This window comes from Rhizobium sp. SRI_017 (assembly GCF_057586295.1).
The window spans coordinates 414,599-436,009 of the sequence record NZ_JBYCZP010000004.1; the positions used below are offsets into that span (position 1 = coordinate 414,599).

Consider the following 21,411-nt stretch of genomic DNA (forward strand, 5'->3'; position numbering starts at 1 on the left):
TCTCTTAGATATGTCGGAGGATGTGGGTTACTTCATGGACGACGGCATCGGCTCCAGCCGCGGCGAGGGCATCGGCCTCGCCATAACCCCAGGACACGCCGAGCGCATGGGCGCCAGCCGACTTGGCCATCATCATGTCATAGACAGAGTCGCCGATTACGATCGTATCGGCGGGGTCGACGCCGGCCTCGGCGCAGCATTCGAGCACCATGGCCGGATGCGGCTTGGAGGGGCAGTCGTCGGCGGTGCGGGAGACGAAGAAGATCTTCTCGAAACCGTGGCTGTTGCGGATCAGGTCGAGACCCCGGCGCGACTTGCCGGTGACCGCGCCGATCAGCACATCGTCGCGTGCCGCGAGCGCGGCGATCATCTCGGCGACGCCGTCGTAAAGCGGCTCCTGGAAGCCAGGCTCCTGTCGCACCGGACCGTAGGTATCCTTGTAGTGCTGTGTCATCGCCTGGATGTGATCGTCGATCTCCACACCCATGATGCGGGCGATCGCGGTGTCGAGCGTGAGCCCGATGATCGATTTGGTGGCGTCGTAATGCGGCCGCTCGTAACCGTGATGCTCGAAGGTGCGGGCCATGACCTCGTGGATCAGCCTGCCTGAATCCACCAGCGTGCCATCGCAATCGAAGAGGGCGAGTTTCATGCGTCCTGCCGTTCCTGTTTTTCGAGTAGTTTGCGGTTTATGGCGATGAGCTCGCGCAGGAGCTCGGAATTTTCCCGCAGTGCGTCGATATGCGCGTCACGGAGCTTTTCCGCGTGTCTTTGCGCCCTCGGGGCCGAGCGCGTCCGCCGGATCTGGAAAATGACGTAGATGATGAGCAGCAGGAGCGAGCCGTAGCCGATCAACTGGAAGACGTCTGGCCGCATAGTCTAGTCCTCGAAATCTCCGCCGTTTTTTTCGTCGAAGCCCAGCAGGTTCCACGTCTGCACCATATGCGGGGGCAGGGGTGCGGTGACCCTGAGGCGTCCGCCATCGGGATGGGGCACATCGATATGGCGCGCGTGAAGATGCAGCTTGTTCTGCACACCGCCCGGAAAGGTCCAGCCTTGCTCCGCCTCGAAATATTTCGGATCGCCGATGATCGGATGGCCGATATGGAGGGCGTGAACGCGAAGCTGATGGGTGCGGCCGGTATAGGGTTCCATCTCCAGCCAGGCGAGGCTCTGGGCGGCCGTTTCCAGCACCCGGAAATAGGAGATGGCATGGTCGGCGCCGTCTTCGCCATGCTTGGCGGTCCGCATGCGGTCACCATCGGGTGTCTGCTCCTTGACCAGCCAGGAGGATACTTTCCCCTCCGCTGGGCGAGGCACACCCTTGACCAGCGCCCAGTAGGTCTTCTTGGTGTCGCGTTCGCGGAACGCACCTGTCAATGTCTGCGCTGCGCCACGGGTCCGGGCGACGACCAGAACGCCTGATGTGTCGCGGTCGAGGCGATGGACGAGCCGCGGCTTCTCGCCCTTCGGGCTGGTCCAGGCCTCGAGCATCTTGTCGACATTGCGATAGACGCCGGAGCCACCCTGCACGGGCAGGCCATGCGGCTTGTTGAGCACGATGACCTTCTTGTCCTCATAGATCAGCATGCGCGAGAGCAGTTCGTGATCGGTGGAATGCGAGAGTTCCTTGCCGGAGAGAGGCTTGCCACTCTTCTTCTCATCAACATCCATCGGCGGGACACGAACGGTCTGGCCGGGCTGGACGCGGCTATCCGATTTCACGCGGCCGCCATCGACGCGGATCTGGCCCGAGCGCAGCAGCTTCTGGAGCGGGCCGAAGCCCAGCCCGGGATAGTGTACCTTGAACCAGCGATCGAGCCGCATGCCCGCTTCATCGCCGGAAACCTGCTTGTGTTCAACGCCAGCCATCGAGAATTCCTTTTCCCGGGGCTTTAGACGAAAGAGCGTACCAATGCCAGTCCCGCGAAGACGGCGGCCACGGATATGATGACGGAGATCAGCACATAGGCAAGCGCAGTCACGTAATCCCCGCGCTCGGCCATCGTCGTCACCTCCAGCGAGAAGGCGGAAAAGGTGGTGAAACCGCCGAGGATGCCGGTGACGATGAACAGCCGAAGCTCCGGAGAGCCGTCGAAGCGCCGTGCAATCAGTTCGGCAAAGACGCCGATGACTAGGCCGCCGACAATGTTGACCGTTAGCGTGCCCCAAGGGAAGTTCGGCCCGAACCAGCGCAGCGTGGCAAGGCCGGTGAGATAGCGGGCGACGGAGCCGAGCGCACCGCCGATGGCAACGAGGAGGATGTGGTTCATAGGTCTGTCATAGCGCAAGTCGCCGTGGCCGCAAATGCGACAGGTCAGCCAATTGCCGACTTTGCGCGGCGGCAAAGCTTGTCCAGTGTTTCGAGAAAGGCCGAGCGGTCTCGCGGGCTGAAGGCGGCGTTATAGCCCTTGCTCTCGCCGGTTTCGCGCAGATGCTGGCCGAGGTCGCGCATGGCCGAAGCCATGCCGATATTGGTCTGGTCGAAGATGCGGCCGGTCGGACCGGTGACGTGGCAGCCATTGGCAACGCAACGCGTGGCGAGCGGCACGTCGGCGGTGATGACGATATCGTCCTTGCCGGCATTCTCGGCGATCCAGTTGTCGGCGGCATCGAAGCTCGCCGACACGATGATGTTGCGGACCATCGGGTCTCGCGAAGGCCGCAAGCCGGAATTGGCGACAAGCGTTACCTTGAGGCCGTGGCGTTCCGCGACCTTCAGGATTTCCGGCTTGACCGGGCAGGCATCGGCATCGACGAAAATCTCAGCCGGCACCCGCCGCGCCCTTCAATGCAATCACTTCACCCAATCCTCGTAGGAAGCCTTGTCCGAACCGCCATAGGTCCAGATGCCCTGCCAGCGGCCATCAGGCTGCTGGAAATACATCGCCATCCCGAAGGTCTTGCCCGAGATATAGCCGACGGAGATCGCCGTGTCATCCGCGCTCGCCGGGCCCATCTGGAAACGGTCGCCGACGAATTTGGCGCCAAGTCCGGTGCCGACGAATTCGGTGCCGCCGACATTCCAGACCACGGCATAGGTTTCGCCGGTGCGCTGGACCTGGACGGTGCCGGTATATTGCCCGCCGTCGGCATTCTTGCCTTGCACCTGATAGGTGCCGGAAGGGTCAGCGAAGGCGAGGGTAGACGAGGCAAAGAAAAGGCATGAAGCGGCAAGCATTTTCAGGCGCATGGAATCCTCCGGTGTTGTCTTTGTACGAATTTCACCCGTCGGGCTGAACGCCTGACGTTATGTCCCGGGTGAATGCATACACGGCTTCCCGCAACTGGGTAAGTGGGCTGCCGGCAACGTTTTGACGATTTTTGGGTGGGTTTCGGCGTCAGGATTTCGGGCTGGCGTTTGCCGCCAACGGCGCGGACATGACGCGGGCGGGAGTGTCCTGCACCGTCACATCTTCGACCTTAGCCTCGTCCAACTCCTGCTGCGCGACCTGGAGCTTCTTGACCGGTTTGGTCTTGGGTTTGACGGCCGCGAGAGACTTGACCTTGATCTGACGCGCCGTGGGGATCCACTCCTCGGTGGAGACCTTCTTATAGCCCTTGTGGGCCCAGACGCCGCGCCAGGTTCCATCGGAGAATTCGGTATAGGTGGCGTTGCCGAAGGTGCTGTCTGACGAATAGGAAATCGAAATGCCCGTGTCATCGTCGCTCGCCGCGCCCGCGACCATCTGGCCGTCGACCAGTCGGAGACCGACACCTATGCCGACTGTCTGGTTGCTGCCGATCTTCCAGATGACCCGGTAGATCTCGCCCTTGCGCACGATCTTCACGCTGCCTGTATAATCCTTGCCGTCGTCAGGGTTCACGCCCTTGACGTGGTAGATGCCGTCGGGGCCAGCCATGGCAAGGGAAGGCAGCATCAGGACGGCGAGGATCACAGCAATCGACTTCGGGCGCATATGTTCTTCTCCGGTCGTGCACAGGCATAAGCAACGATTGCCGGGAAGCTAGCAGTCTTGATTTGAAATCAGGTTAAATGTGTGGGTTTCCAGATCGTTAGCGAAAGCACGCCATCACGTCGCCGTCTTCGGGATGCGCGCGATAGACGCCGCGGGCAATCGCGCGGGCCATGACAGCCGAGGCGGCAACGCAGAGTTCGAGGAATCCGAAAGCATCCATTGAACGGCCCGAAGTCCCGGTTGCCAGGGCAAAGACAATGTCGCCATCCATCGGTGTATGGCTCGGCCAAATAGCGCGGGCGAAGCCATCATGCGCCGCGACGGCAAGGCGCTTGCATTCGGCCTTGGTCAGCACGGCATCAGTGGCAACCACGGCTATGGTGGTGTTTGCATCCTTGGGCTGACCGAGATTCATCTTGGTGCGGATTTCGGCTGCATCCGCGGGCAGGGGATGGGGCAGGCCAAGGCCACCGAACTCGTCGCCGATCTCATGGATGGCGGCGCGGAAGTGGCCGCTTTGTCCGAAGGTCACCGAGCCGAGCGCATTGACGGCAACCAAGGCTCCGATCGTAGCGCCACTTTCGAGAACCGCGGACGCCGAACCGAGGCCACCCTTGAGACCGGCGGTCAGCGCTCCCGTGCCGGCGCCGTGCGAGCCGAGCGCGAAGTCACCAGAGGCCGCTCTCGCCGCATCGTATCCAAGGTCGCGATAAGGAGAATAGCGCTCCCAGTCCTTCTTGCCGCCGTTCAGGAGGTCGAAGAGGATGGCGCCGGGCACGATCGGCACGCGAACCGGGCCCACGGCAAAGCCGCGACCATCTTCGCGCAGGGCCGCCTGTACGCCTGTGCCTGCATCGAGGCCGAAAGCAGAGCCGCCGGACAGGAAAATGGCGTCCACGGCCTGTACAGAGTTATGCGGCTCCAACAGGTCCGTCTCCCTGGTACCCGGTGCGCCGCCCAATACCTGTGCGGATGCCGTGGCCGGAGCATCGCAAATCACGACTGTCGTACCGGATTTCAGCCGCCGGTCTTCGGCATTGCCGACGCTGAGACCACCGACATCGGTGATGAGATTGCGTGGGCCGGCTCTCATTGCGAGACCGGCGGCTCGACGAAGGCGGAGCCGTCCCAAACCAGCATCCGGTATGGATTGCTCGTGAGTTCGTGATTCTTGCCGAAACGAATATCGCCGACAACGGTCGAGAAGGGCGTTTCCACCAGCGCCTCGGCCAGCGGAGCACCGCTTCCTTCGGAGATCTCCGATGCGCCGAGCACGATCTGGATAGAGGAATATGAGGGAAGAACATAGCCTTCCGGGACTTTCTTCTCGCTCCGCATCAGATCGACGATGGACTTCGCCGAAGGCAGATTCGTGGGCTCCGGCAGAGTGACTGCATAGACCCCGGCTTCAAGCGGCACCGGCTGGTTCATGCCCTTGAGCGCATCACCGCCAAGAAAGGTAAGATTGATCCCGGCCACCTTGGCGTCACGCGCGAGGATCGACATGTCATTGCGGTCGGAGGCCGCGAAGACATGGGTAACATTGGCCTTTTTCAGCCGGCGCATGAGCTGGGTCTGCACTTCCTGCGCAGGCCGGAAATTGTCGATAAAGGCCGCTGACATGCCCTTCTGTTCGAGAATCTGCCTTACGGAGTCCGTCATTTCGCGGCTTAGGATCGTGCCGTCGTCGAGCAGAGCAAAGGGCTTGTCCTTCCAGTGATCGAAGATCGCATTCGCCACGGCATCGCGCTCTGCGCCGGTGGATGGGGCGAGCCGGAAGAAGGGCCACTTCTTCTTGAGTGAATCCTGCATCAGGACTTCTGAACGGATCGACAGCGTGATTGCCGGAATGTCGGCCTTGGCGAGGGTGGACAAGGCACCCTGCAACGACTCGGTGCAGAGGAAACCGATCGCGGCGACGGCGCCGGATTCGGTGATCCTGTTCGCAAGTGCGGGGCCGGACCCCTCTTCACAACTCTCCGGGATAACAACGATTTCAGCTCTGTCGCGTGCGGCAAATTCCGCACCCATCCGCACCTGATCGCCGAGAATCCTGAGGTTGCCCTCATCGGGTGCGACGACCGCAATCTTCGGCCCGGCCGCGAGCGCCGTCGCATCGGCGGAAGCGAGCAGAACCAGGGCGAGAGCGGTGCGTTTGAACATCGTCATCATTTCCATATCGCGACTCTAACCAGGACGAGCGCGGGCGCAAGCCTTGACCTGATCTGCGGACGCGAGAAACGCCAGACGCATCGGCCAACATTGGCGCAAATTGCTAAAAATGTCGCAGCCAGGTTTCGAATTTCTCAATGCTTGCCCTATATAGGAATCATGATGCTAAAGCGAAATTTGGCGGAACTGTCGGTGGCCGACGGAAAACTCTATCGTGATGCCATGGCGCGCTATGCTGGCCATGTGCAGCTGGTCACGACTGCGCATGAGGGCCGCCGCCGCGGCGTGGCGGTCACCGCTGCCTGCAGTGTATCCGACAGTCCGCCCACCGTTCTGGTCTGCCTCAACCACAATAACGAGAAGAACAACATCTTCTTCGAAAGCGGCGTCTTTGCGCTGAACTCGCTCGCTTCGCACCATCAGCCGCTCAGCCATGCGTTTTCAGGTCTCGAAAAGCTCTCGATGGACGAACGCTTCGGTCATGGCAATTGGGACACTTTGGTAACCGGCGCGCCCGCGCTGGTGGATGCGGTCGCGACCTACGACTGCCGTATCGTCAAGCTTGTACCGCATGCGAGCCACACGATCATTGTCGGAGAAGTCGCAGCCTTGCGACTTGGCAGCCACAATCCGGCACTGGTCTATATGGACCGCTCCTACCGCACACTATAAGCTCCGCCGAAGACGTCTCGTCTACGTCCCGGAGTGATAATGACCGAGAATTTGAAGACACCGCTGCCTCGCTCGATCGACGAAACCGTCGCGATGCTGGAGGCGAATGATTATCTGGCAGGCCGGTCGCTCGCCACAGTCGTGTTCCTGGCACTCAAGCTCAAGCGACCATTATTCCTGGAAGGCGACGCTGGCGTCGGCAAGACGGAGATCGCCAAGGTGCTGGCACACGCGCTCGGCCGCAAGCTTATCCGCCTCCAATGCTACGAGGGCCTCGACATTTCCTCGGCTGTCTACGAGTGGAACTATCCTGCGCAGATGCTGGAGATCCGGCTGGCTGAGGCAGAGGGCGTCAAGGATCGCGCTCGGCTCGAAGGCGACATCTTCTCGGAAAAGCATCTCATCCGCCGTCCAGTGCTGCAGGCGTTATCGGCCAGTGACGGCGGGGCTCCGGTTTTCCTGATCGATGAGCTCGACCGCACTGACGAAGCCTTTGAGGCCTTCCTGCTCGAAATCCTTTCCGATTATCAGGTGACGATCCCCGAACTCGGCACGGTCAAGGCCGACGAGCCACCGATCGTCATCATCACCACCAACCGCACCCGCGAAGTGCATGACGCCCTAAAGCGTCGCTGCCTCTACCACTGGGTCGACTATCCGAGCCTCGATCTGGAACTGGAGATCATTCACCGGAAAGCGCCAGGCTGCAATGAGCGGCTGTCCCGTGAGATCGTCTCCTATGTGCAGAAACTGCGCCGGCTCGATCTCTTCAAGAATCCCGGCATTGCAGAGACAATCGATTGGGCGACGGCGCTGACCGAACTCGACAAGGTGGCGCTCGATCCCGAGACGATCTCGGACACGATCGGGGCTTTGCTGAAATACCAGGACGATATCGCCCGCATCCAGGGCTCGGAAGGCCGCAAGGTCTTGGATGATGTGAAGGCGGAACTGAGAGCAGCGAGCTAGATGGAGAGCGCCGCCGAGATCGGCCGCTTTGCCGACAATGTCGTGCATTTCGGTCGTGTGCTACGGCGCGCCGGGTTGAAGATCGGTCCCGGCGCGATCAAGCTCGCGATTGAATCCGTCGATGCCATCGGCGTCGGCTCGCGCGACGAGTTCCGCACTGCACTCTTCTGCAACTTCGTCAAGCGCCACGAGGATCAGGCCGTCTTCGACGCCGCCTTCGACGTCTTCTGGCGGGTACGCGATTTCGAGGCCAAGCTGATCCAGATGCTGTCGCGCATGACGCCCGATGCGGGCACCAAGGAAAAGGCCAAGGCGGCCGCCTCGCGGGTGTCGGACGCGCTCCATGCCGAGAGACCGCGCCGGGAGGAGGAACGCGACGAGATCGAGATCGATTCGCGGCTCTCCGTTTCCGGCCGAGAGGTGCTGCGCAAGCTGGATTTTGCCCAGATGGGCGCGGCCGAACTTGCGGAGGCCAGACGTGAGCTTGGCCGCATGGTGCTGCCGATGGACAAGGTGGTGACGCGCCGCTTTGAAACCGCAACGCGGCCGGGCAGGGTGGATCCCCGAGCGACGCTGCGAAGCGCGATGCGGACAGGCGGGGAGTTGATCCTGCCGAAGTGGCGCCGGCGCCGCGAGATCCATCCACCGCTTGTCATAATTGCTGACATTTCAGGGTCAATGAGCCAATACACCCGCATCTTCCTGCATTTCATGCATGTGCTGACCGAGCGCCGGCGCAGGGTGCATACTTTCTTGTTCGGCACCCGGCTCACCAATGTCACGCGCGCCATGCGCCACCGCGATCCAGACGAGGCGATCGCCATCTGCTCGGAGACGGTCAAGGATTGGTCGGGCGGTACACAGATCGGAGAGACCCTCAAGGAGTTCAATCGGCTCTGGTCGCGCCGCGTGCTGACGCAAGGCGCTGTGGTGCTGCTGATCACCGATGGCCTGGAGCGCGATGATGCCGAATTGCTCGGCCACGAGACCGACCGCCTGCACCGGTCCTGCCGGCGGCTGATCTGGCTGAACCCATTGCTGCGTTTCGAAGGGTTCGAACCGAAGGCGCGTGGCGTACGCGCCATGCTGCCGCATGTTGACGAATTGCGCGCCGTGCACAATCTAGAGGCCATTGGCGATCTCGCCAAAGCGCTTGCCGCGGGTCGCAGCCACGATGCCGATCCGCGCCGGCTTCTCTAAGGAGGAACACATGTCCGAACTCCGCGAACCGCTGGATATCGCAGAAGACTGGAGAAGGTCGGGCCGCGACGTCGCGCTCGCCACTGTCATCGAGACATGGGGCTCGGCGCCGCGGCCGGTTGGCAGCCATCTCGTCATCGACGGGGAGGGCAATTTCGAGGGCTCGGTCTCCGGCGGTTGCGTCGAGGGTGCCGTGATCTCCGAGGCGATGGATGTCATTGCCTCGGGTGCGCCCAAGCTGCTCGAATTCGGCGTCGCCGACGAGACCGCCTGGCGGGTCGGCCTTTCCTGCGGTGGCCGCATCGCCGTCTATGTCGCAAAGGTCGCGTGATGCAGCTTTCCGATCTTGAAAAGCTCAACGAAGCGCGTCGCGCCAGGCGGGCCGCCATACTGATCACGGATCTCGGGACTGGCGAGAGCCAGGTGCAACTGGAGGGAGAGACTGTAAAGCCCGATCTGCGCGAGGCGATCGACAAGGCCTATCGTTCGGGCAAGTCAGGCATCCTGGAAACCGGCGACGGCCAGCGGCTTTTCCTCAATGTCCAGGTGCCGCCGCCGCGCATCGCGGTGATTGGCGCTGTCCATATCTCGCAGGCGCTCGCCGAGATGGCGCGGGTCGCGGGTTTCGATATCCGTATCATCGACCCGCGTACGGCCTTTGCGACCGAAGAGAGATTTCGCGGTATCGATCTCGTTGCCGACTGGCCGGAGGATGTGCTCACGGCGCAGCCGCTCGATGCCTATACGGCGCTTGTGGCCGTGACCCATGATCCCAAGATTGACGACTTTCCGATCATCTCGGCGCTGCGCTCACGCTGCTTCTATGTCGGCGCCCTTGGGAGCCGAAAGACACATGCCAAGCGCGTCGAGCGTCTCTTGGCTGAGGGACTGACGGCAGAAGACATTGCACGGATCGACGCACCGATCGGGCTCGATATCGGCGCGCAGAGTCCGGCGGAGATTGCCGTCGCCGTGCTCGGCGCGATCATTCAGGCTTTCCGCAAACGCGAAATCAGGAGTTAGGCCATGTGGCGGGGCGTGCTGGCAATCGCGCTCCTGTGTGCCGCAGCGCCGGCCAGCGCACAATCCACTGCCTTCGAAGCCGAGCGCGCCTTTGCTGAATTGCTCTTCGGCCGTTATTTCGAAGACCCTTGCGCCAACACGTCCCAAGGCACGCAATCTTGTCGTCCTGCCTTCGCCGAACGACTCATGCAGTTCAGTGATCACAAGGCGTCGCAAACCTATCGCTTCGAAGAGAACCGCTGCATCATTCATGCCGACACGCTGGTCACGGCGACCGGCGAACGCTACGCCGCGACCTTCAATCTCCAGAACGTGCTCTATGTGAATTTGAACAAGGCCCAGCAGGAAGGAAACCTTAAGGAGGTCGAACTCTACCTGCAGGGCGAGAAGGTGCTGGAAACCGGCGGTCGCTCGGGCAACGTGCTGATCTTCATCCACAAATACTTTGCGAGCGACGGCGGCGACATCGGCCACGACGTCAAGCAGGAGGTTCTCGCCATGCGCAAGGCGCTCAAGACCTACCAGGAGCTCTATTGCGGCGGAATGGGCTAGCCGGCACGCAAAACAAAAGCGCCGGTGTGATACCGGCGCTTCAAACGGTCAGAAATCCGCAATCAATTACTTGATCTTGGTTTCCTTGAATTCGACATGCTTGCGTACGACCGGGTCGTACTTGGTCTTGGTCATCTTCTCGGTCATCGTGCGGCTGTTCTTCGTGGTCACGTAGAAGGTGCCGGTATCAGCCGTCGAGAGGAGCTTGATCTTGATCGTGGTTGCTTTCGCCATGGTCGTCCTGCCTTATAAAAAGATGACGCCGTGGAATCCGAGGACGGTCACGGCGAATTTGCGCGGAAACTACGCATCACGCGGCAAAAGTCAAGCCTTCGGCGGGTGGAAAATCAGGCGTGACAGGGCGAAGAGCACGAAGCTCGCGAAGAAGCCGGTGATCACCCAGGCATAGCCATGGCCGCCCACCAGATCCATGCCGATGCCTATGGCCTGCGGACCCACGACCGTACCCACCGCATAAGAGAAGATGAAGGCAGCATTGGCGGCCGCGAGTTCCGCTCCGCGGAAGCGGGAACCGAGATGGCTGAGGCCCACCGTGTAGAGACCGGCAATCGCGCCGCCGAAGATAAGCAGCAGGAACGAGAATACACGCCAGTCCTGCGTGACGAAGGGCAGCAGGATAGAACCGATGAGGCCTACCGTTCCAATGGTCGTCAGCAACTTGCGACGGTCGCGAATATGGTCGGAGAGCAAGCCCACCGGAATCTGGAACACGACATTGCCGATGGCCATGACGCTGAGCAGGAAACCGGCCTGGGCTTCGCTGAATCCCTCCTTGCTGGCAAAGATCGGGAAAAGCGCCATGCCGCCGGCTTCCACTGCGCCGAAGACAAAGACCGCGAAGCTCGCCGTTGGCACGAGCATGAGATAGCGCAGGAAGTGTCCCATTGGCTTTTCGTCAAGCACAGGGCTTTCGTGTCGCGCCCAGAAGATCGGGATCGCGGCGAGAAGGATGATGGCTGAGCCAACCCCGAAAGGCAGGAAGCCGGACGAACCGACAAGCGAGAAAATGACATTGCCAAGTGCAAAGCCGATCGACAGCACTGTGGCGTAGACACCGAGAACGAGCCCGCGTTTTCGCGAGGGCGCAGCGACATTGATCCAAAATTCAGAGAGAATGAAGAGTGCCGTGATCGCGCCATGGAAGACGATGCGCAGCGGAAACCAAGCCCAGAAATTCTCGATGTAGTAGAAGCCGAGCGAACTGACGGCGGCGATCAACACGGCCCACAGCATGGTGCTGGCGACGCCCATGCTGTGGGCAATCTTGGTCGTGATGGGGGCCGCGATCATTGCCGCAACGCCCGCCATCGCCGTGTTGAGCCCGGTGAGACTTGCAGGAATGCCACGCTTTTCCAGAAGGACTGTGAGAAGCGGAAGGCCCAGGCCGATCGCGATGCCCACGGCGCTGATGGCTGCGATCGCCGCGACCAGGGACGGCCAATGGATTTCGTCTTGGGCCTCTACAGGCCGCGTGTCAGTCATCGCATTCTCTTTTTATCTGCCCGGATTGTCTCCGGACAAACGGCTCCCCCGGACACACGCTATAAAGACGGCCCGGCATGAGATTTCAATGCTTGCCGCGACAATGGGAGTAAAAATTCGGCTATTCCCTTTGCGTTGCACCATTTTTGCCCCTTACGTTTTTCGTATACGAGCCTTTCCGGATCTCAGCGCTGCGATCGGACCAAATTGTGTTTCATCACGACTATCCGTCGAGAGATAAAGGTTGATGCTCGTCGACAATACAACCCTATTGACAGATGATAATTCCTAGGGTTGTATAAAACAGTCTACTTCAGAGCATGAGTTGTTGCCGGGGGCAAGATCCGCGGGAAGTCGTCTGTTGCGTAACTCCGAGGCAAATTCCAGTTCAAGAGATTCCGGGACTCTCCTGCAGTCCGTCCGAAAGATATTTCTGCGCGGGTTGCTTTTTGCTGCGGCCGTCAGCTTTTTCGTAAACTTCGCGACGCTGGTCGGCTCGATCTTCATGATCCAGGTCTATGACCGCGTCATCCCGACCAAGAGCTACGACACGCTCTACGGATTGATTGTCATCGCAGTGCTCGGCGTGACGATCTATGGCCTGCTCGATTTCGCTCGAAACTGGACCTATGCCGTCATGGCACAGGGCTTTGCTCAACGCCTCAATCTCCCCGCAGTCCAGGCCGGTGTCCTCAAATCGCTGCGTGGCGGCGCGATGGAAGGTGGCGTCGTGATCAAGGACATCGCCGAGCTGCGCAGCTTCATTGCAAGTTCCGCGATCTCGATGCCCATCGATGCCTTCTGGTCGACGATCTTCCTCGCCGCGCTCTACATCATCCACCCGGTCTATGCAGGCGTGGCGATCCTGTTCATCGCCGTGATGCTGGGTCTCAATTTTGTGACCGACGTTCTTACACGCCCAGCCCTTCGGGCAGCGAACGAGGCGCAGCGGCGCCATGTTCAGGAGGTCGCCAACTCGCTGCGCCACGCGGAAGCGATCGAGGCCATGGGCATGCTGCCGGCGCTCGTGCGTGTCTGGCGGCGTTCTCAGTCGGAAATGCTGGAATATTCGGGAACCGCCAACGTTCGTTCGCGCGTTGTCCATTCGCTGACCAAGTCCCTCCACAAGAGCCTGCAGATGGTCGTCGTCGCGGAAGGTGCCTTCCTTGTTCTGGACCACGCCGTCAGCACGAGCGTGCTTTTTGCAGCGATGGTCCTGACCAGCCAGGCGGTGAATCCCTTCGCGCGCATGGTCGAAAACGGGCGGCAGTGGATCGATGCTCTCGGTGCCTGGAGTCGGATCAAGCGGCTGATCGAAACCGAAAATTCGGTGCGCCAGACTATGCCGGCGCCAGTGGCGGATGGCAATCTTGTTGTCGAAAACCTCGTCTACCTGCCGGAAGGTCGGACCGTTCCAGTTCTGCGCGGCATCAATTTCGAATTGAGGCCTGGCGAGGCGCTTGGCATCGCCGGACCTTCGGGCGCCGGCAAATCCACCCTGGCACGCTGTCTGACCGGCGTCGCCAGGCCGACGGTCGGCGGCGTCTATCTCGACGGTCAGTCGACCTATCTCTGGGAGCGCGGATCCTTTGGCAGGGCCGTCGGCTATCTGCCGCAAAGCCTCTCGATCATGGACGGTACCATCATGCAGGTGATCGCCCGCATGCAGGAGAGCGATCCGCGCGACGTCATCCGCGCCGCACGCGCGGCAGGAATTCACGATCTGATCGGCCGGTTGCCGCATGGCTACGATACGGCGGTTCAGGAGGGCATGCACATGCTTTCCGGGGGGCAGACGCAACGCCTGGCGCTGGCGCGTGCCCTCTATGGCGATCCCAAGCTGATCATTCTCGACGAGCCCAATTCGAATCTCGACGGAGAAGGGGAACTGGCGCTGATCGACGCGATCCAACAATGCAAGGCGCGCGGCGCCATCGTCATCCTCATCGCGCACCGACCTTCCGTCATGGCCATCGCCGACAAGATGATGGTCGTTGAAAACGGCGCGGTATCGCAATTCGGCGACAGGGATGATGTCATGGCGGCGCTTGCAGCGACCAGCGTTGCGGAGCGCCGCAAGCGCATTCGCGCTGTTGCCGCCGAAGGGGCCGAGTGATGGCGCACCTGGCACTTTCTTTCGGAGAGTACAAGGACGCCGCTGCTGCGAATCGGATTGCTCTGAGCGACTGGGCCGCGGTGGTGAAGGAGGAAGAGGCACACGGGGCTTCGCTTCGAGGCCCCATCATGTTGGGCATCTTCACCCTGATCGTCGGTGTCGGGGGCTTCTTCCTCTGGGCGGGCTCTACCGAACTCAGTTCTGCAGCCATCGCCAGCGGGCGCGTTATTGTCGAAAGCAGCACCAAGACAGTTTCCCATCTTGAGGGCGGCACGCTCAGGGCGCTCGTGGTGCGGGAGGGTGACGAGGTCAAAGCGGGCGAAGTCCTCGCGAGATTGGACGCCACCCGCAGCGAATCCCAACTTTTGCAACTCAAACAGCAGCAATTTGCTGACAAGGCACAGCTTGCGCGCCTCGTCGCCGAGCGCAATGGGAGCGAAACCTTTTCCTACGAGACACAGGTGCCGGAGGGAATGGAGACGACGGCCGCCGGCGACGTGCTCCTCACGGAAAGGAGATTGTTCATTGAGCGAACCAGCCTTTTCCGCGACCAGATTGCGGCTGACGAGTCGGGCATTGCGCAGCTCGCGAGCCAGCGGCTGGCGATCGAAGCGCGTCGCCGATCCTGGGTCGAGCAGGAAGCCGTGGTAAGACGGGAAGTCGACACCTACACAATATTGCAAGCGCGAAAACTCATTACCGCCGCTGCGTTCAACGCCAAATATCTTCAACTGCTTGATCTGAAGAGCCGGATTGGTGAATCCGATGCCGTCCTTGCCGAGAACAGCCAGCGCAAGAGGCAGCTTGAGCTTTCAGTCGCAAACCGGCGCAACGATTACTTCCGCAGCGTCTCGGTCGAAATTCAACAGACGCAAACCAATATCGTGCATGTTCGCCAGCAGATCATTTCGGCGGAAGACGTCGTTGCCAAGGCCGCGATCCGCGCGCCGCAGGATGGCATCATTGCCAACATCAGGATCCGCACGCCGGGTTCCGCGCTGACCGCCGGCAGCCCGGTACTCGACATCGTCCCGGCGAACCAGCCGATGTTGATCGAGGGCGTTGCTGCCGCCAGGGATATCGACCAGATGCGCGTCGGCCAAAAGGCGGAAATCAAGCTCAGTGCCTTCGGCGCCGCGGAACTCAGGCCACTTGTGGGCCATGTGATCTATATCGCGCCCGACAGTATCGTCGACGAGCGGACGGGAGACGTGCGCTTTGCCTTTAGGGCGAAAATCGACGAGGCCGAGCTCAAGGCGCAGCCGAACCTCTTTCTCTATCCGGGCATGTCGGCCGAGGTCTATATCGTCACCGGCGACCGGACTGCGCTTGCCTATCTCACCGAGCCCATCCGGCGAAGTTTTAGCAGGGCCTTCCGTGAGCAGTGAGCAAAGGACGTGCGCGGAATCAGCACCGCAACTGGTCTGCAGAATCGGTGAAGTTGCCTATCTCGTCGCCGGACCGTGGGTGGAGGCGGTGGAGAAGGTTTTCCGCCGTGAGACCACACGGCGGCTCGATCTTTGCGTTGATGAACGCGCCGTTACGGCCTTCCTGCTTAAGACAAGAATCGACCACCGAACAGACGCTGGTAACCTCCAGATCGTGGGATTGCTTGAATTTTCAGCGCGATTGGAACTGAACGCGTCCGAACACACCAAGCTAATAACTACTGTGTTTCGCCTGGTCGCCCAGACTTTCAATTTGAGAAGGGATGATGTTCTCCGCGGCGAGTTCAACCGCCTTCTGTCTGCCGACGGAATTCCCAAGGGGCGAATGACTATCCACCGCGTCGAGACCATCGATACTGCGATCTGCGAAGTGTCTCAGCGTCTGAGGGTTAGGAAGGGCAGCCTGATTGTTTCCTTTGCCGACCAGTTGACGATCGGCGAGGTCAAGGCGGTGGAGCGGCCGATCGGGCGCCGCAACGACATAAAGCTGGCAGTCACAGACCTCACGTGCACTCCCTCAGGCGACGGGATGCTGCTGATCTCTCCACACGGCGTCTCGATAGCCGATGTCGAAGTTCGGCAGAGCCGCGACATAACAGCGTTTAGCCAATCCCAAGCTCGGAAACTGCCTGAGGCGCTAAATCTTTTCGCGATCTGGGATAGCGCAGCACGGATCGGACTTGCTGTGCTGGGGCGAAGTGACTCCCTCCCAACCACCGTCGTGCTGCCCTCCCACGGATTTCGCCTTGAGATCACGCACACCTTTTCGATGCAGCATGGACTCTTCGTCAGTGGTTGGTTCGTTGACCCCGACCAGCAGCTGAAAGACGTATGGCTCGTCGATTACGGCCTCGTTGACCACAGGCTGCTCGGACAATGGGCCGTCGCGCCAGCCAAAGTCGCGATGGGGAGCGGGATAATCGCCGTGCGGCAGTTTCACGCCTTTGCGGCACGGCAAGACGGGTATGCCGCCCCGCCCAGCGTCACGTTGATAGTAGAGTTGCAAAACGGCGAACGCCACGTCACGTCTGTTCGCAGCTGTCAGAACGATGATAGAGCGACCCGGGATCGCATTCTGGATTCCATCAATCCGGCGGGTTTCACGCTCGACGCACTAAAGAAGACCTTCCTGCCCGCTGTGAGGCCCATCCAGGCCGCATTGAACGACAGGCAGCGCGTGAGCGAAATCCTGGATCTCGGCACTCGGTCCACGCGCGCGGTATCAATCGTCATTCCGCTCGGTCGAGAACTCAGATTCATCCGACCGCAGCTCATCGCATTCGATGCCGATCCGCTTGTGAAATCAATCTGTCAGATTGTTTATGTCGTCGACGATCCGCTGGTCGCGCATCAAGTACGCCAGATACTAGGCGGTGCTGTCCATGTCTTCGCACTCGACATCCGGCTCGTGCTCCTGGAGCGCAATGGTGGCAATGCGTTGGCGAACAATCTTGCTGTTCGCGAGGCCGCGGGGCAGACCATCGTCCTTTTGAATTCGCACGTCATCCCCGAAGCGCCTGGCTGGCTGGCGGACATGACCGAGCGGCTTGCCACCCTGCCGCCATCATCGGTCATCGGCCCGAAACTCATCTATGCGGATGAGAGTCTTCAGCATGCCGGCATGTCCTTCCTTCGTTTGCCGAACGGTCATTGGCAGAAGATGCATTTCTTCAATGGCTACGGTCGGGATTTTCCGCCCGCTAATGTGGAACGCGAAGTACCCGCCGCGACCGCTGCCTTGATGGTCCTGCGTCGCGAAGATTTTCTCGTCGCGGGCGGTTTCGCGACCGAGTTCATCTCCGGCGACTATGAAGACAGTGATCTCTGTCTCAAGCTCCGGTCTCGAGGAGGGCTCTGTCTTTACGTGCCATCGGTCACGCTGTTCCACTTCGAGCGACAGTCGGGGCCGGAAGCCGATCGTGATCGCGATTCCGCTTCGACGATTTATGACCGAGCGCTTCACAGCCTGCGCTGGTCGAAGACGATCGAGGCGCTGATCGCCGCGACGCCCGAGGCGCATCATGCCAGCTAGCGGCAAGCGCGTCCTGCAAATTGCCCACAATCACCCGCGATTTCATCCCGGCGGCACCGAACTCACGGCCCTGGCGCTCCATCGCCAGGCCCGAGAGGAGGGCATCGACAGCTGGTATCTCGGCGCGCTCGATGGCGCCCAGATCACACCCGGCAGGGGGAGTCAGATGATCGCGCTGTCGCCCGACCACCGGGAATCGGCGCTCTTCACGGACAGCTTCGTCCGCTTCGGCCTCGAACAGCCTGACCAGCTTGGCTTCGTCAGGGAGTTCACTGACTATCTGAGGGCGATAAAACCCAATGTCGTTCACTTCCATCATTTACTTCAATTCGGTTTGGAAGCCATTCACGCCACACGAAACACCCTGCCGGATGTCAAGCTGATCCTCACTGCGCATGATTTCTACTTGATCTGTGCGAACAACGGGCAGCTTTACAGACATGACATGAAGCAGCGTTGCCTCGGACCAAATCTGGCCGAGTGCCCGAAGTGCTTCTCCAATGTGGACGCCGGCGATCTGATCTTGAGACGGCAGAACATCACGGCGACGCTTCACCTTTTCGACAAGATCGTTGCGCCGTCCCATTTCCTCAGATCCAAGCTCGAAACTTACCTGTCTGTCCGGCAGCCGATTGAATTCGTTGAAAATGCCTATCTCGGCGACGCTGAGATCTGCGAAACGACACAGCATCGGAGTGGGAGCGATCCTGTCTTCGCCTATTTCGGCAATATCTCCGCGGTCAAGGGGCTCGGCGATTTGCTTGATGCCGCGGGCATCCTGAAAGCGAAGGGCAGGTCAGGTTTCCGGATCCATGTCCACGGCGCTCAACTCATCCACGATCAATCGCTGAAGGATCGCATGGATGCCACAAAGCACGCTCTCGGCTCTGCGATCCAATTCTTCGGCGCCTACCGCCAGGAGGATTTGCGCACGCAGATGGCCGATGTCGACCGTTTGGTGTTCCCGTCGCTCTGGTGGGAAAATGCACCGCTGGTGATCTACGAGGCACTACATCATGGCAAGCAGGTGATCGCCTATCCGCATGGCGGCGCGCCGGAAATCCTGAGGCGTTACGATGTTGGGCTCGTCGCCGCAGAATCACATCCAACGGCACTGGCGACCGAAATGGAACGCGTGCTCGACTGTCCCTCGCTTGTGATCGGCTCGCCGAAACGGCAGGTGCCGGCCCGAAAGCAATTGCTGGCCGCCTATTCGGCGCTCTATCTGAGCTGACAGCTAATGCGATGCCGCGCTCGCGATGCCATCAATCAGGTCCCGCATCGCCGCCTCGGCCGCATCCGGATCACCTTGCAGCAGGGCACGGATCACTTTCACATGGAGATTGACCGACGTGTCGAGCGCCTTGTCATCAGCGGCGTCAAACCAATATCGGCGCGCATGGGTCTGCAGAGCCGAGAGCGCCTGAACGATGAAGGGATTGGGGCAGGTTCTCTCCAGGATCTCGTCGAAAAGCTTGTCCGCGTCGAGAAAGCCGGCCTTGTCGCCGGTAACTGAACATTCGGTCATCGCCTTGGCGCAGGCGATCAGCGCCTCACGCGCCCTTGCGTCGATATGGCCGGCCATGAGGCGTGCGGCGAGTGGTTCGAGCTGCCGCCGCGTTTGGTAGATCATTGCGGGGTGGGCGGGATCGAGCGCCGTGATCTGCAGGCCCGCACGTGGGCGGACCGCGATCAGCCCTTGCCATTCCAGCTTCTGAATTGCTTCACGGACCGGCGTGCGCCCAAGTCCAGATAGCGCGATGAGCTGCTTCTCGGTCACCATCGAGCCTGGCGCCAGTTCTAGCGTCACGATCAGCCTTTCGAGCCGAAGATAGGCGAGACGGCTGTGGGACTCGACGGGCTCTGCCAAACAGTTTACTCCGCGACTGATATATCAAGGCTGTCATGTCGCATTTTGAATGCTCCAAAGAGTGATATATCACGAATGGTGTTAAGGCCACCCGTCTGGCAGGTTTTCCTCGGAATGTTTGTGGATTGAAAGCGCGGATGCCGCAGAACTGCGACCGATTTCGCGCTAGTCGATGAACTGCTCGGCCAGGATCCGGTCGGACCAGGAATGATCCGGATCGGAGAGCAGCCAAGCCGTGTGCTCTTTCGATTGCTTGATGCTGACCTTGACCACCGACTTGACTTCGTCGTGATCAGCCACCGCGTTGACCGGACGTTTCGCCGGCTCAAGAACTTCGATATCGACCTGCACACGGTCCGGCAGCAGTGCGCCACGCCAGCGCCGCGGCCGGAAGGCGGAGATCGGCGTGAGCGCAAGAAGCGGTGCCTCAAGCGGTAGGATCGGTCCGTGCGCCGAGAAGTTATAGGCAGTGGAACCTGCGGGCGTGGAAAGCAGAAGGCCATCGCAGATCAGTTCAGCGAGCCTCTCGCGTCCATCGACGCGAACCCTGAGCTTGGCCGCTTGATACGATTGGCGAAACACCGACACCTCATTGATGGCCAATTCGGTGCGCTTTTCGCCGCTTTCGTCAACAGATTCCATTGTCAGGGGATGGATGGAATTCTCTACCGCGTCGCGAATTCTTTCGAGCAGGCCATCGGTCGAATATTCATTCATCAGGAATCCGACGGAACCGCGGTTCATGCCGTAGACCAGCTTGCCGGAATTCATCGTTCGGTGCAGCATCTGCAGCACAAAGCCGTCGCCGCCGAGCGCGACGATCACGTCAGCCTCGTCGATCGACACATTGGCATAACGATCCGATAGATCCTTCAGGCCCGCCTGCGCCTCGTCGGCGGTGGAGGCAGTGAAGGCTATGGCTCGAAACTCGCGTGGCATGGACACTCGATCGGTTGTTGGCCGGGAGCCAAGTGCTATAGCAAAACATCAACGATCAAAAGCCCTTATCACCTGCGGCAGGGCCTATACATTTGACGCAGCATGGCGCTTAGGGGCATGAACGGTGCTGCAAACGCCTCTATGTTGCGGCGAACAGGACTGACACTATGCGCCAAATACTCATCGTCGGCATCGGCTCCGGCAATCCTGAACATATGACCGTCCAGGCCATCAATGCCCTCAACGGCGCCGATGTGCTGTTCGTGCCGACCAAGGGGGCAAACAAGGCGGAATTGGCCGATCTGCGCCGCGAGATCATCGAGCGCTATGTGAGCAATCCCAAAAGCCGCACAGTCGAATTCGCGGTGCCGGAACGGCGCACAGCCGACCGAACCTACAACAACAGCGTCGACCAGTGGCACGCGGCGATCGCCGACATTCATGCGGGTCTGATTCAGCAACTCGGACCTGAAGAGACTGGTGCTTTCCTTGTTTGGGGCGATCCCATGCTCTATGATTCGACTATCCGCATCATCGAGCGGGTGCGGGCTTCGGGGACAGTCGAATTCGAGTTTTCCGTTATCCCGGGAATTACCAGCCTGCAGGCGCTGTGCGCGGCGCATCGGATTCCGCTGAATCTCGTTGGCAAGCCGGTGGAAATCACCACCGGAAGGCGACTTTCCGAGAGTTTTCCTGCGAGGAGCGAAACGGTCGCCGTGATGCTCGATGGCGAACAGGCCTTCTCCAAGGTCGACGATGCCGAGGCCACGATCTTCTGGGGCGCTTATCTCGGCACGCCGCATGAGATCACCATTTCCGGCAAGCTCTCGGAGAAGTCCGATGAAATCCTCGAGCGCCGGCGGCAGGCGAGGGCGGAAATGGGTTGGATCATGGATATCTACCTGCTGCGCAAGGGTGCGGATTTCGACGAGCCTTGATCGAAGACAAGGCTCAGCTTGCTCGTCCACGCGAGAAGGCGTTTAGTCGAGTTAGAC

The 21,411-nt window shown here is 60.5% G+C and carries 24 protein-coding genes; 11 read left to right on the forward strand and 13 right to left on the reverse strand.

What is annotated here, in order from left to right; genetic code table 11:
• Positions 1-4: 4 nt before the first annotated feature.
• The 9 genes from AC2YI2_RS12340 to AC2YI2_RS12380 all read right to left on the reverse strand — a co-directional run bounded on the left by AC2YI2_RS12340 (position 5) and on the right by AC2YI2_RS12380 (position 6,083).
• A complete protein-coding gene (locus AC2YI2_RS12340; RefSeq protein WP_487386760.1) occupies positions 5-652 on the reverse strand; it encodes an HAD-IA family hydrolase in 648 nt (215 codons plus the stop codon).
• Positions 649-876 carry a hypothetical protein gene (locus AC2YI2_RS12345; RefSeq protein WP_487386761.1) on the reverse strand — a complete coding sequence of 76 codons (228 nt, stop codon included), beginning with the start codon at positions 874-876 and terminating at the stop codon, positions 649-651. Before AC2YI2_RS12345 ends, AC2YI2_RS12340 begins: the two co-directional genes overlap by 4 nt.
• 3 nt (positions 877-879) lie before the next feature.
• Positions 880-1,872 (reverse strand): RluA family pseudouridine synthase, encoded by a 993-nt coding sequence (locus AC2YI2_RS12350; RefSeq protein ID WP_487386762.1) that lies wholly within the window; start codon positions 1,870-1,872, stop codon positions 880-882.
• A gap of 23 nt (positions 1,873-1,895) precedes the next feature.
• The gene (gene crcB, locus AC2YI2_RS12355) at positions 1,896-2,273 is read right to left on the reverse strand and encodes a fluoride efflux transporter CrcB (protein WP_487386763.1); all 378 of its coding nucleotides are present in this window, start codon (positions 2,271-2,273) and stop codon (positions 1,896-1,898) included.
• Positions 2,274-2,317: 44 nt separating this feature from the next.
• Positions 2,318-2,776, reverse strand: a complete 459-nt coding sequence (locus tag AC2YI2_RS12360; RefSeq protein WP_487386764.1) for a YaiI/YqxD family protein — start codon at positions 2,774-2,776, stop codon at positions 2,318-2,320.
• Positions 2,777-2,797: 21 nt separating this feature from the next.
• Positions 2,798-3,193: a hypothetical protein gene (locus tag AC2YI2_RS12365; RefSeq protein ID WP_487386765.1), complete on the reverse strand. Its 396-nt coding sequence runs from the start codon at positions 3,191-3,193 to the stop codon at positions 2,798-2,800.
• A 148-nt stretch (positions 3,194-3,341) separates the two neighbouring features.
• Positions 3,342-3,920: a hypothetical protein gene (locus AC2YI2_RS12370; protein ID WP_487386766.1), complete on the reverse strand. Its 579-nt coding sequence runs from the start codon at positions 3,918-3,920 to the stop codon at positions 3,342-3,344.
• 97 nt (positions 3,921-4,017) lie between these two features.
• On the reverse strand, positions 4,018-5,013 hold the full coding sequence (locus AC2YI2_RS12375; RefSeq protein ID WP_487386767.1) for a P1 family peptidase: 996 nt from the start codon (positions 5,011-5,013) through the stop codon (positions 4,018-4,020).
• Entirely contained in the window at positions 5,010-6,083 is a 1,074-nt protein-coding gene (locus AC2YI2_RS12380; protein ID WP_487386768.1) for a branched-chain amino acid ABC transporter substrate-binding protein, read from the reverse strand. Before AC2YI2_RS12380 ends, AC2YI2_RS12375 begins: the two co-directional genes overlap by 4 nt.
• 171 nt (positions 6,084-6,254) lie before the next feature.
• Here AC2YI2_RS12380 and AC2YI2_RS12385 point away from each other — a divergent pair, with 171 nt between their 5' ends.
• From AC2YI2_RS12385 to AC2YI2_RS12410, 6 genes are read left to right on the forward strand one after another with little or no spacing between them, the layout of a single operon-like run.
• Complete coding sequence (locus AC2YI2_RS12385) at positions 6,255-6,764, forward strand: flavin reductase (RefSeq protein WP_487386769.1); 510 nt, start codon at positions 6,255-6,257, stop codon at positions 6,762-6,764.
• A gap of 39 nt (positions 6,765-6,803) precedes the next feature.
• Entirely contained in the window at positions 6,804-7,733 is a 930-nt protein-coding gene (locus tag AC2YI2_RS12390) for an AAA family ATPase (RefSeq protein ID WP_487386770.1), read from the forward strand.
• Positions 7,734-8,933 carry a vWA domain-containing protein gene (locus tag AC2YI2_RS12395; RefSeq protein WP_487386771.1) on the forward strand — a complete coding sequence of 400 codons (1,200 nt, stop codon included), beginning with the start codon at positions 7,734-7,736 and terminating at the stop codon, positions 8,931-8,933.
• Positions 8,934-8,943: 10 nt separating this feature from the next.
• Entirely contained in the window at positions 8,944-9,264 is a 321-nt protein-coding gene (locus tag AC2YI2_RS12400) for an XdhC family protein (RefSeq protein WP_487386772.1), read from the forward strand.
• Positions 9,264-9,956 (forward strand): XdhC family protein, encoded by a 693-nt coding sequence (locus tag AC2YI2_RS12405; RefSeq protein WP_487386773.1) that lies wholly within the window; start codon positions 9,264-9,266, stop codon positions 9,954-9,956. Before AC2YI2_RS12400 ends, AC2YI2_RS12405 begins: the two co-directional genes overlap by 1 nt.
• 3 nt (positions 9,957-9,959) lie before the next feature.
• Complete coding sequence (locus AC2YI2_RS12410; protein ID WP_487386774.1) at positions 9,960-10,508, forward strand: hypothetical protein; 549 nt, start codon at positions 9,960-9,962, stop codon at positions 10,506-10,508.
• A 66-nt stretch (positions 10,509-10,574) separates the two neighbouring features.
• On the opposite strand, the gene rpmG is transcribed toward AC2YI2_RS12410, so the two are convergent.
• Both rpmG and AC2YI2_RS12420 read right to left on the reverse strand, forming a co-directional pair.
• Complete coding sequence (gene rpmG / locus AC2YI2_RS12415; protein ID WP_258162352.1) at positions 10,575-10,742, reverse strand: 50S ribosomal protein L33; 168 nt, start codon at positions 10,740-10,742, stop codon at positions 10,575-10,577.
• Positions 10,743-10,832: 90 nt separating this feature from the next.
• Entirely contained in the window at positions 10,833-12,011 is a 1,179-nt protein-coding gene (locus tag AC2YI2_RS12420; protein WP_487386775.1) for an MFS transporter, read from the reverse strand.
• Positions 12,012-12,453: 442 nt separating this feature from the next.
• On the opposite strand from AC2YI2_RS12420, the gene AC2YI2_RS12425 reads away from it, so the two are divergent.
• The 4 genes from AC2YI2_RS12425 (at position 12,454) to AC2YI2_RS12440 (ending at position 18,841) form a co-directional block, all read left to right on the forward strand.
• On the forward strand, positions 12,454-14,127 hold the full coding sequence (locus AC2YI2_RS12425; RefSeq protein WP_487386776.1) for a type I secretion system permease/ATPase: 1,674 nt from the start codon (positions 12,454-12,456) through the stop codon (positions 14,125-14,127).
• Between the two features lie 128 nt (positions 14,128-14,255).
• Positions 14,256-15,515, forward strand: coding sequence for an HlyD family type I secretion periplasmic adaptor subunit (locus AC2YI2_RS12430; protein ID WP_487386777.1), 1,260 nt, complete (start codon positions 14,256-14,258; stop codon positions 15,513-15,515).
• Entirely contained in the window at positions 15,505-17,607 is a 2,103-nt protein-coding gene (locus AC2YI2_RS12435; RefSeq protein ID WP_487386778.1) for a glycosyltransferase, read from the forward strand. Before AC2YI2_RS12430 ends, AC2YI2_RS12435 begins: the two co-directional genes overlap by 11 nt.
• Positions 17,597-18,841: a glycosyltransferase gene (locus tag AC2YI2_RS12440; RefSeq protein ID WP_487386779.1), complete on the forward strand. Its 1,245-nt coding sequence runs from the start codon at positions 17,597-17,599 to the stop codon at positions 18,839-18,841. Before AC2YI2_RS12435 ends, AC2YI2_RS12440 begins: the two co-directional genes overlap by 11 nt.
• Before the next feature lie 3 nt (positions 18,842-18,844).
• On the opposite strand, the gene AC2YI2_RS12445 is transcribed toward AC2YI2_RS12440, so the two are convergent.
• Both AC2YI2_RS12445 and AC2YI2_RS12450 read right to left on the reverse strand, forming a co-directional pair.
• A complete protein-coding gene (locus AC2YI2_RS12445) occupies positions 18,845-19,477 on the reverse strand; it encodes a GntR family transcriptional regulator (RefSeq protein ID WP_487386780.1) in 633 nt (210 codons plus the stop codon).
• 165 nt (positions 19,478-19,642) lie between these two features.
• Complete coding sequence (locus AC2YI2_RS12450; protein WP_487386781.1) at positions 19,643-20,416, reverse strand: NAD kinase; 774 nt, start codon at positions 20,414-20,416, stop codon at positions 19,643-19,645.
• Between the two features lie 167 nt (positions 20,417-20,583).
• Here AC2YI2_RS12450 and cobF point away from each other — a divergent pair, with 167 nt between their 5' ends.
• Entirely contained in the window at positions 20,584-21,354 is a 771-nt protein-coding gene (cobF, locus tag AC2YI2_RS12455) for a precorrin-6A synthase (deacetylating) (protein ID WP_487386782.1), read from the forward strand.
• Positions 21,355-21,411: the final 57 nt, after the last annotated feature.